This window comes from Nocardiopsis halotolerans DSM 44410 (assembly GCF_000341065.1).
GTDB lineage: Bacteria > Actinomycetota > Actinomycetes > Streptosporangiales > Streptosporangiaceae > Nocardiopsis > Nocardiopsis halotolerans.
In genome coordinates this window covers 42,115-50,767 of record NZ_ANAX01000212.1, presented here as the reverse complement: position 1 = coordinate 50,767, position 8,653 = coordinate 42,115, and the positions used below count along the sequence as shown (strand labels likewise).

At 71.7% G+C, this 8,653-nt stretch carries 9 protein-coding genes; 3 read left to right on the top strand and 6 right to left on the bottom strand.

Going from position 1 to position 8,653, the window contains the following annotated elements; translation table 11 throughout:
- The coding region (locus D455_RS0116565; RefSeq protein WP_026122694.1) for a hypothetical protein at positions 1–223 on the bottom strand (223 nt) is incomplete at its 3' end.
- 414 nt (positions 224–637) lie between these two features.
- Here D455_RS0116565 and D455_RS0116560 point away from each other — a divergent pair.
- The 3 genes from D455_RS0116560 (at position 638) to D455_RS33035 (ending at position 2,642) form a co-directional block, all read left to right on the top strand.
- The gene (locus D455_RS0116560; RefSeq protein ID WP_017571832.1) at positions 638–1,369 is read left to right on the top strand and encodes an aggregation-promoting factor C-terminal-like domain-containing protein; all 732 of its coding nucleotides are present in this window, start codon (positions 638–640) and stop codon (positions 1,367–1,369) included.
- 58 nt (positions 1,370–1,427) lie between these two features.
- Positions 1,428–2,066, top strand: a complete 639-nt coding sequence (locus D455_RS0116555) for an aggregation-promoting factor C-terminal-like domain-containing protein (protein ID WP_026122693.1) — start codon at positions 1,428–1,430, stop codon at positions 2,064–2,066.
- Between the two features lie 144 nt (positions 2,067–2,210).
- Positions 2,211–2,642 (top strand): helix-turn-helix domain-containing protein, encoded by a 432-nt coding sequence (locus D455_RS33035; protein WP_394296644.1) that lies wholly within the window; start codon positions 2,211–2,213, stop codon positions 2,640–2,642.
- Here the strand turns inward: D455_RS33035 and D455_RS0116550 are convergent.
- The 5 genes from D455_RS0116550 to D455_RS0116530 form a co-directional block, all read right to left on the bottom strand.
- Positions 2,591–4,630 (bottom strand): serine/threonine-protein kinase, encoded by a 2,040-nt coding sequence (locus D455_RS0116550; protein ID WP_026122692.1) that lies wholly within the window; start codon positions 4,628–4,630, stop codon positions 2,591–2,593. The two genes, D455_RS33035 and D455_RS0116550, sit on opposite strands and share 52 nt — an antisense overlap.
- A 335-nt stretch (positions 4,631–4,965) precedes the next feature.
- Positions 4,966–6,354: a class II fumarate hydratase gene (locus D455_RS0116545; protein WP_017571830.1), complete on the bottom strand. Its 1,389-nt coding sequence runs from the start codon at positions 6,352–6,354 to the stop codon at positions 4,966–4,968.
- 251 nt (positions 6,355–6,605) lie between these two features.
- Positions 6,606–7,196, bottom strand: coding sequence for a DUF1707 SHOCT-like domain-containing protein (locus tag D455_RS0116540; protein WP_017571829.1), 591 nt, complete (start codon positions 7,194–7,196; stop codon positions 6,606–6,608).
- Between the two features lie 216 nt (positions 7,197–7,412).
- Positions 7,413–7,841, bottom strand: a complete 429-nt coding sequence (locus D455_RS0116535) for an RNHCP domain-containing protein (RefSeq protein ID WP_017571828.1) — start codon at positions 7,839–7,841, stop codon at positions 7,413–7,415.
- Positions 7,838–8,227 (bottom strand): RNHCP domain-containing protein, encoded by a 390-nt coding sequence (locus tag D455_RS0116530; protein WP_017571827.1) that lies wholly within the window; start codon positions 8,225–8,227, stop codon positions 7,838–7,840. The genes D455_RS0116535 and D455_RS0116530 overlap by 4 nt, the downstream gene beginning before the upstream one ends.
- Positions 8,228–8,653 lie beyond the last annotated feature (426 nt).

The window sequence follows — 8,653 nt, the reverse complement described above, 5'->3', positions numbered from 1 at the left end:
CCAGCCGTTCCACGACGCTGGCCCGCTCGCCGCGCAGGCTCCGCCGACGGCCGTCGAGCAGCGCGAGCTCGGTGTCGATGTCCCACAGGCGCTGGGCGGTGTCGCCGACGAGCAGGAGTTCGCACCGCGGGCAGGCCCGCGGCCGTGCGGGGAGCGGGGCGTGGCAGTCCGGGCACCGGAGCCGGCGGCCCGCGGGGGACGGCGGGGATCCATGGGCGTTCATGGCGCCATCATGTGCTCCGGCGCCGCCCGCGCACATCCGTACGGGTACTCAGAAACACCGCGTCCGGTGACCCGCGTCTCCCCTCGGAGGTCTCCGAGGCACCGCCCACAGGCGGGAGCGACTTGACTCACCCTTGACTCTCCGTGTCGCACCGCAGGTCAGAAGGGTGCATTTCGGATTCATTCCGTGATGTGACCCAAGACATAGTAAATCTGGTGTTACTTCATCGTGACGATGGTGCAGTCTGAACCCGCTGCACGAACATCCCCTCCCACGTGAGGGCCCGCGCCGCGGTCGGTCGAACGGCAGAGCCCTTCCCTCGCGCGCACACCCCGGGCCACGTGGTCAGCGGCGGCGAACTCCAACACACGCAGATCCCGTGGAACGCGTGTGCGTCTACGCGAAAGGGCGATCTTGCCACTCAACCTGTTCTCACTGCGCCATGCGGGTGCCATCGGCGCCGCCGCCCTCGTCGCGGGCGGTACGTTCTCGATCGGCGCGTTCGCGCAGAGCGACGCGGTCGAGCCCGAGCGGCTCTCCTCCGCCGCGGTCCTCCCCGACCAGCATGCGGCGGGAGGAGGAAACGGCGACGACAAGGCCGACGACTTCTTCGCGACGCCGCCCGAGCAGGGCGGGCAGAGCGCGCAGGAGTTGGAGGACCAGCGCGCGGAGAGCCTGGAGCAGGCCCGCGCGGCGGTGGACCAGGCCGTCCAGGCCGAGAGCGGAACGGGCAGCGAGGTTCCCGAACCGGAACCCGAACCCGAGCCCGAGGCCACCGAGGACGACTCGTCCGGCGGTGGTTCCGACTCCTCCGGGAGCGGCTCGACCTCCTCGGCCCCCTCCGGCTCGCCCAGGGAGATCGCCCTCCAGATGGTCCTGGACCAGGGCTGGCCCGCCAGTGAGTTCCACGACTGCCTGGAACCCCTGTGGGAGAAGGAGAGCAACTGGGATCACACGGCGGAGAACCCCAGTTCGGGTGCGTACGGCATCCCGCAGGCCCTACCGGGCGACAAGATGGCCTCCCACGGTGACGACTGGCGGACCAACCCCGCCACCCAGATCGCGTGGGGCCTCGACTACATCGAGGGCCGCTACGGAAACCCCTGTGGCGCGTGGTCCCACTCCCAGGCCAACAACTGGTATTAATGGTCCTTTCCCTGCCAGTAACCCCCTCTTGGGAAAGGCAACCGTGCTCATCAACCGAATGTCGCTGCGGAGTACGGCGACGGTCGGTGCGGCGACCCTCGTCGCGGGTGCGACCCTCGCCGTCTCCGCGATCGCGGACGACGGTGCCGATCCGGACATGGCGGCCAGTGCGGCCGTGCCGGAGGTCGAGCAACCCGCCGCCGACACCGAAGCCGGAGAGGCGACCTTCTTCTCCGAGCAGTTGTCCCAGGAAGAGATCCAGTCCCTGCGCGAGCAGGCTCGGGAGCAGCGTGACGCGGCCCTCGGAAGCGGGGTCATGACGGCCCGGACCGAGGGAAGCGACATCGAGGAGGAGAAGGAGGAAGAGGAGGAGGCGGAGGCGCCCGCCTTCACCGGGGACCCCAGGGCCCTCGCCCTGGACATGGTCCTGGCCGAGGGGTGGCCCGCCAGTGAGTTCCACGACTGCCTGGAACCCCTGTGGGAGAAGGAGAGCAACTGGAACCCCATGGCGGAGAACCCCAGTTCGGGTGCGTACGGCATCCCGCAGTCCCTGCCGGGCGACAAGATGGCCTCCCACGGTGGTGACTGGCGGACCAACCCCGCCACCCAGATCGCGTGGGGCATCGACTACATCAAGGGCCGCTACGGCACTCCCTGTGGGGCCTGGGCCCAGTCCCAGGCCACCGGCGGATACTGACCCGTCCCGAGGCGGATCCGCGACCTCCACTAAGGCGGGACCGCTGTTCACCTCTGCCTCCCGGAGGACGCCCCGGCGGTCACGCCGGGGCGTCCTCCGGAGAACACCTCACTCCTACAGTCAGCCCTCTGTAACCTCGCGTGCATGCGGACGGCGTACGAGCGCCGGGCCTACCCGGACCCCGGACAGCAGGCCCGACCGGGCCGCACGTTCGGATGTGTGCGCCTGGTGTGGAACAGGACGCTGGCCGAGCGCCACACCGCCTACCACCAGCGCGGCGAGAAGACCTCCCACAAGCAGACCGACGCCGCGCTGACTGGGGGAAGAAGACCCCGGAGTCGGCGTTCAGCATGCGGCGTTCGCGAACTTCTCCGCCGGGCGTGCGAAGTACCCGAGGTCCAGGTCCCGCACCGGGCGTCAGTCGGCGCACTACACCCGCAGCGCGTTCCGCGTCCGCGACGGCCATCTCTTCCTGGCCAAGCAACGGGCCCCGCGCCTGGATTCCCGAACACCTTCCCGCTCCCTCAGAGCTTCGGGGCGAAGGTGCTCATGACGTCCTCGTGCAGGTCCTCGTAGGAGTCCGCGTGCGCACGCGGAACGTTCACGCTGACCAGGTAGAACACCCGGGTCCCCTCGCGCTCCGTGCTGGCCGCGTAGACCCAGAAGCGTCGCTCCGGGTCGGACCACTCCTCGTTGGTGAAGTCGGCCTCCACGAGCGCGACGTCCCAGCCCTCGCCGAGGTCACCGTCACCGAGTTCCTCCAGCTCCAACTGCGTGTAGTCGGTCGTGACGTCACCCTCGACGTCGGTGCCGCCGTTGGTCTGCTCCAGGTAGTCGGCGCTCGTCCCGGTGAAGGTCTCGTCGCTCCAACCGCTCACCCACACCTGGTGGTTGTTGCCGGGCGCGACGAAGGCCACCAGCGTGTTCTCGATCTCCTCGTCGTTCACCTGCCAGCCCGAGGGGTAGTCCACGTCGAACCACTGCGACCGGAAGGTCTCCAGATCGTCGTAGGACGGCGGTTCACCGTCGTCCCCGCCGTTCTCCTCCTGACCGCCGTTCTCCGCACCATCGCCAGCGCTGCCGGTCCCCGCGTTACCGTCGTTCCCGCCCGCCGAGGGGGAGGGGTCGACCGGGGGCATGGCGCTCTCGGAGCTGTCTCCCGCCACGGTCGGGCCCGCCATCTCCTCGCCGTTGGCCGAGAGCAGGACCCCCGTGAACAGGGCCGCGGAGATGAGGACCAGGGCCACGGCGCCCGCGCCCACGCCGAGCAGGACCTTGGTGGTCCCCGAACCCGACCGCGAGCCGCCGTGCCCGCCCGAGTGGACCGGTCCCGTGGAGGAACCGGGACCGCCCGGCCCTCCCGGCCCCCCGGAGTACATCGGCTGGTGGCGGTAGGCGGGTCCCGCGCCGTGTCCCCCGCTGGGCGGGAACGGCGTCCCCGGCGTCACCGGGTTCGGCGGCCGGTGGGAACCGCCGGGGCCGTGGGGACCGATCGGCCCGGCGGGCGGCATGTTCGGCCCCGACGGGCCCGTCGGCGGTCCCTGCGGCAGCGGAGTCCGCGTGTTGGGGTACCCGCCCGTCCCGGGGTGCCCGCCACCCGGCGCGTGGTGGGCGCTCTGCGGACCGCTGACGCCCGGAGCGGTGTGCGGACCGCTGTCGAACCCCGCGGCGGCACCTGCGGCACCGAAACCACCGTTGTCGCCGTCGCCGCCGAACCCCGAGGCGGTGCCAGCGGCACCCGCCCCGCCGCGCTCGTGCAGCAGCGCCAGCGCCTCCTCCACGTTCATCCTGCGGTCCGGGTCGCGTTCCAGCAGGCCCGCGATGACCGGTTCCAGCCACCCGGCGCGCTTCATCGGCGGCAGCGGAGCGGAGATCACCGCCGCGATCGCCGCCGTGAGGCTGTCCCGGCGGAACGGGGAGACGCCCTCCACCGCCGCGAACAGCGTCACACCGATGCTCCACAGGTCGCCCCTGTGCTCGGCCGGGCCGCCCTCCAGGCGCTCGGGCGGCATGTACTCGGGGGAGCCGATGAGCGCGCCGGTACGGGTGATGCTCGGTCCGCCCTCCATCGTGGCGATGCCGAAGTCGGTGAGGATCACCCGGTCGTCCGCGGACATCATGATGTTGCCCGGCTTGATGTCGCGGTGCAGGACACCGGCGGCGTTCGCGGCCCGCACGGCCCTGAGCAGGGACTCGGCGATCCGGGCGACCTCGTCCACGGGCAGGACACCGTGCTCGTTGAGGTGGTCCTGGAGGGAACCGCCCTCGACCAGCTCCATGACGACCCAGGGGTTGCCGTCGTACTCGAAGACGTCGTGGATGGTGATGACCGTGGGGTGGCTGATCCGTGCCGCGGAGCGTGCCTCGCGCCGGACCCGGCCGTGCGCGTCCGCGCGCTCGGAGTCGGTGAAGTGGTCGGGGAGGAGCACCTGCTTGATCGCGACGACGCGGTCCAGGGCCGGGTCGAAGGCCTCCCAGACCACCCCCATACCACCGCGTCCGAGTTCGCGGCGCAAGACGTAGCGGTCCGCGACGATGCGTTCACTGTCGCTGTTGCTCGACATGTACTGCCCTCTCGAAGGCGGGCTTTCGGGGTGCTCTGTTCAAGAATGTCGGACGCCTTCCGCGCGCGGAAGGTTCCTGGGGGAGGCGCGGAGGAGGCGAGTGAGACACAACCGCGATCCGCACGCGGACACCGCGCGCTCTCCTCCGTGGGCCGGTCCCACTCTCCCACGCGCATCGGACGCCGCCCCACACGGGCCGGCCCGCCCCCACCCGGGACCGACGCGCCCCCACCACGGGCGGTGTCTCCGCACGNCCCCCCCCCGCCACGACACAAGGCGGGGCACCCCGCGCGCGCGGGGTGCCCCGTGGCCGTCGGTGACCGGAGCGGACCGGTCTAACGGGAGTTGGTCATCCCCAGCACGTCGAGGGCCGTGTCCAGCTGCTCCTCGGTGAGCTTGCCGTCCTGGACGTAGCCGCGCTCGATGACCACCTGGCGGATGGTCTTCTTCTCCTTCAGTGACTGCTTGGCGACCTTGGCGGCCTCCTCGTAACCGATGTACCGGTTGAGCGGCGTGACGATCGACGGGGAGGACTCGGCGTAGACGCGGCACTGATCGGTGTCGGCCTCGATCCCGGACACGCAGCGGTCCGCGAACACGCGCGAGACGTTGGCGAGCAGACGGACCGACTCCAGCACGTTGCGGGCGATCATCGGCAGCTGCACGTTCAGCTCGAAGTTGCCGCTCGCGCCGCCGAACGCCACCGCGGCGTCGTTGCCGACGACCTGCGACGTCACCTGGAGCATGGCCTCGCACAGCACCGGGTTGACCTTGCCCGGCATGATCGAGGAGCCCGGCTGGAGGTCGGGCAGGAGGATCTCACCCAGACCCGTGGTCGGGCCGGAGCCCATCCAGCGGATGTCGTTGGCGATCTTGGCGAAGCCGACCGCGATGGTCCGCAGCTGGCCGGAGAGCTCGACCAGGCCGTCGCGGGCGCCCTGCGCCTCGAAGTGGTCGCGGGCCTCGGTCAGCGGCAGGCCGGTGTGCTCGGCGATCTCGGCGATGACCCTGGCGGAGAAACCCTCGGGGGTGTTGATGCCGGTGCCCACGGCGGTGCCGCCCAGCGGCAGTTCGGCCACGCGCGGCAGGACGGCCTCCAGGCGCTCCACGCCGTGACGCACCTGGGCGGCGTACCCGGCGAACTCCTGGCCCAGGGTGACCGGGGTGGCGTCCATCAGGTGGGTCCGGCCGCTCTTGACCACGGAGGCGAACTCGGTGGCCTTGCGGCTCAGCTCCTCCTCCAGGTGCCGCAGCGCCGGGACCAGGTCGTTCTGGACGGCCGAGGTGGCGGCGATGTGGATGGAGGAGGGGAACACGTCGTTGGAGGACTGCGACGCGTTGACGTGGTCGTTGGGGTGCACGGGAGCGCCGAGGCGCTCGGTGGCCAGCGTCGCCACGACCTCGTTGGTGTTCATGTTGCTGGAGGTGCCCGAACCGGTCTGGAAGACGTCGATCGGGAACTCGTCGTTCCAGCGGCCCTCCGCGACCTCCAGGGCGGCCTCGCGGATGGCCTTGCCGAGGTCGTCGCCGATGACGCCGAGCTCGGCGTTCACCTTGGCGGCGGCGGCCTTGATCTGGCCGAGAGCGGCGATGTGCGCGCCCTCGAGGCCCTGCCCCGAGATCGGGAAGTTCTCGACGGCACGCTGCGTCTGGGCCCTCCACTTGGCCTCGGCAGGAACCCTGACCTCGCCCATCGAGTCGTGCTCGATACGGAACTCGCTCATTGCAACCCATCTCTCCTGGGAAAACCTGTGAGCCCCAGATTGCCAGACGCACCAGGACACACGGCCACCTCACCCGGCGTTGACGGTGTTGCGCGCATCATGTTGACAGCGCGGCGCGCCGCCGCGCTCCGCCGCGGGCCACCGCCGCTCGTCGTGGGGGACGCCAACCCGTCCGGAGGGTACGCGGCCGATTCCCGACGGGGCCCGACCGCCCACGGGCACGGCCTTCCCGTGACCGCGGACCGCCGCCCTCAGGCCCCGATACCGCGTCGGCGCTCACCGCGCCGCCATCCCAGGAGGCGTCGTCGCCGGGGCGAGCGCACGCGCACCATGCCGAACAGGGAGAACCCGCCGATCTCCAGCACCGGAGGATTGGGCAGTTCGGAGCGGCGGGCGGTGGTGGTGCGCATGCCCAGGAACGACCAGCCGGTCAGCCGTACCTCGACCCCCTCGGGGACGTCGATCTCCACCCGGCCCAGGATCGCGGTCACCGTCATCCGGTGGTGGTTGCGCATCAGGAGCGCCTCGCGCATGTCCACCTCGACCCGCCCGACGAAGGCCACCGCCAGCTCGTCGGGGTAGGCCACCCAGCGGCCCCTGCGCTCGGCGCTGCCGAACACGCCCAGCACCGGCTGCCGGGCCAGACGGATGGGCTGCCGCTCGGCGGGCAGGAGGTCGGCGGTGACCGCGGGCAGTTCGCCGAGGGTACGGGCCTCCTGCACGAGGGAGGAGCGCTCCTCGAACTCCTCCAGGTCCAGACGTCCGTCGCCGACGGCCTCGCGCAGGACCCGCAGCACCCGTGCGCGGTCGGTGTCGGAGGCGCGGAGCCGGTCAGGGGACACTTCCTCACTCACACCGCCAACACTAGGCGAAACCCCGGGTCACGGGACTGCCCGGGGGAGCCGCGCGTCGAAACCCGGCCCGCCGGCCCCGGAGCTCCGTGGCGGTGGGGCGGAAGGGGACGCCGTCCCCTTCCGCCCCACCGGGGGTACTCCAGCCTTCGGCCCGGGGGGACCGGACCCGGGATCCCGGCCGGTCGCGTGCCGTCGCGGTCCTTCCTACAGGCTGATCAGCGCCCGCCTGGCCACCGCGCCGGCCCCCGCGGACAGGGGCCGGACCGCCAGCCGGACCAGGGCGCGGACGTTGTCGTCCCCCGCCACCCGGTTCGAGCCCAGCTCCCCGCACCGCACGCACCGGTGGACGATCATCCACTCGCCGTCCGGACGGGCCGCCATGCTCAGCGCGTCCATCGCGCCACGGCACCCGGACGCGCGGTCACCTGGGACGCGCAGGTCCACGTGCAGGCTGGTCAGGCAGTGCGGACAGTGGTTGCGGTGGGCCGTCCCCGGCGCGTTGACGGGAACCTCCAGACGGCACCGGACACAGCGGAACGAGCCCGCGCCGCCCGCCTCGCGGCGGGCGTGCACGACGGTCTTGGGTCGCTGCGGCCGTCGTCCGGCACGCGCGTTGCGTCGGCCCACGTTCACACCTCCCCGAACAGGTCGAGCGGGAAGGGCGGGTCGGCGAGCGGCCGGACCGCGATCCGCATGAGGACGAGGTGGTTGTCGTCCGGGGAGACGGCGCTCTCGGACATCTCGTCGCACATGGTGCAGCGGTGGATGAGCCTCCAGGCCCCGCCGCGCAGGACCGCGATGGAGACGGGGACCATGCGCCCGCCGCAGTCGGAGGAGCCGCCCGCGACCTGGTCGAGGACGTGGCGCGAACTCAGGCAGCTCGGGCAGTGGTCGCGCCGGTTCCCCCCGGGGTCGAGGGAGGACACGGTCAGACCGCAGCGCACGCAGCCGAAGGAACCGGTACGTGAGACGGAATCGGGACGGTGGCCGGAACGGCCGCGGGAATCGTTGGTGGACACCCGGTGGAACTCCTTGCCGGAAGTGGTGTGAACACAGCAGGGAGCAGGCCGAGCGCTTCTCGACGGAAGGGGCGTGACCGCGTCAGGAACCCGGGGTCCGGGTACGGCCGAGGCCCGTGTGGTTGTGAGGCGCGCTCGGCGCGATCCGGGGCATACCCACCCGTCCCTGTCCGGGGTCGTCCCCCCCGGGTCGTCCGTGAATCCAGCCCGACGATGCTAGGCGCACGCCCCGGACCGGGGCAAAGGGTTTTCCCGGGCCCTCCCGCGGTCCGGAGAGACGCGTCCCGACCGCTCCGCGTCGCTCCGGGCGGCGGAGGTCCCCGGCTCGGCCGCACGCGGCGTCGGTCTCCGGTCGGGTGACCGCCATGCGCACGCCTCCGCGCCCACACGCGTCCACGCCCGGAAACTCGCTGGCGACGGGGCGCG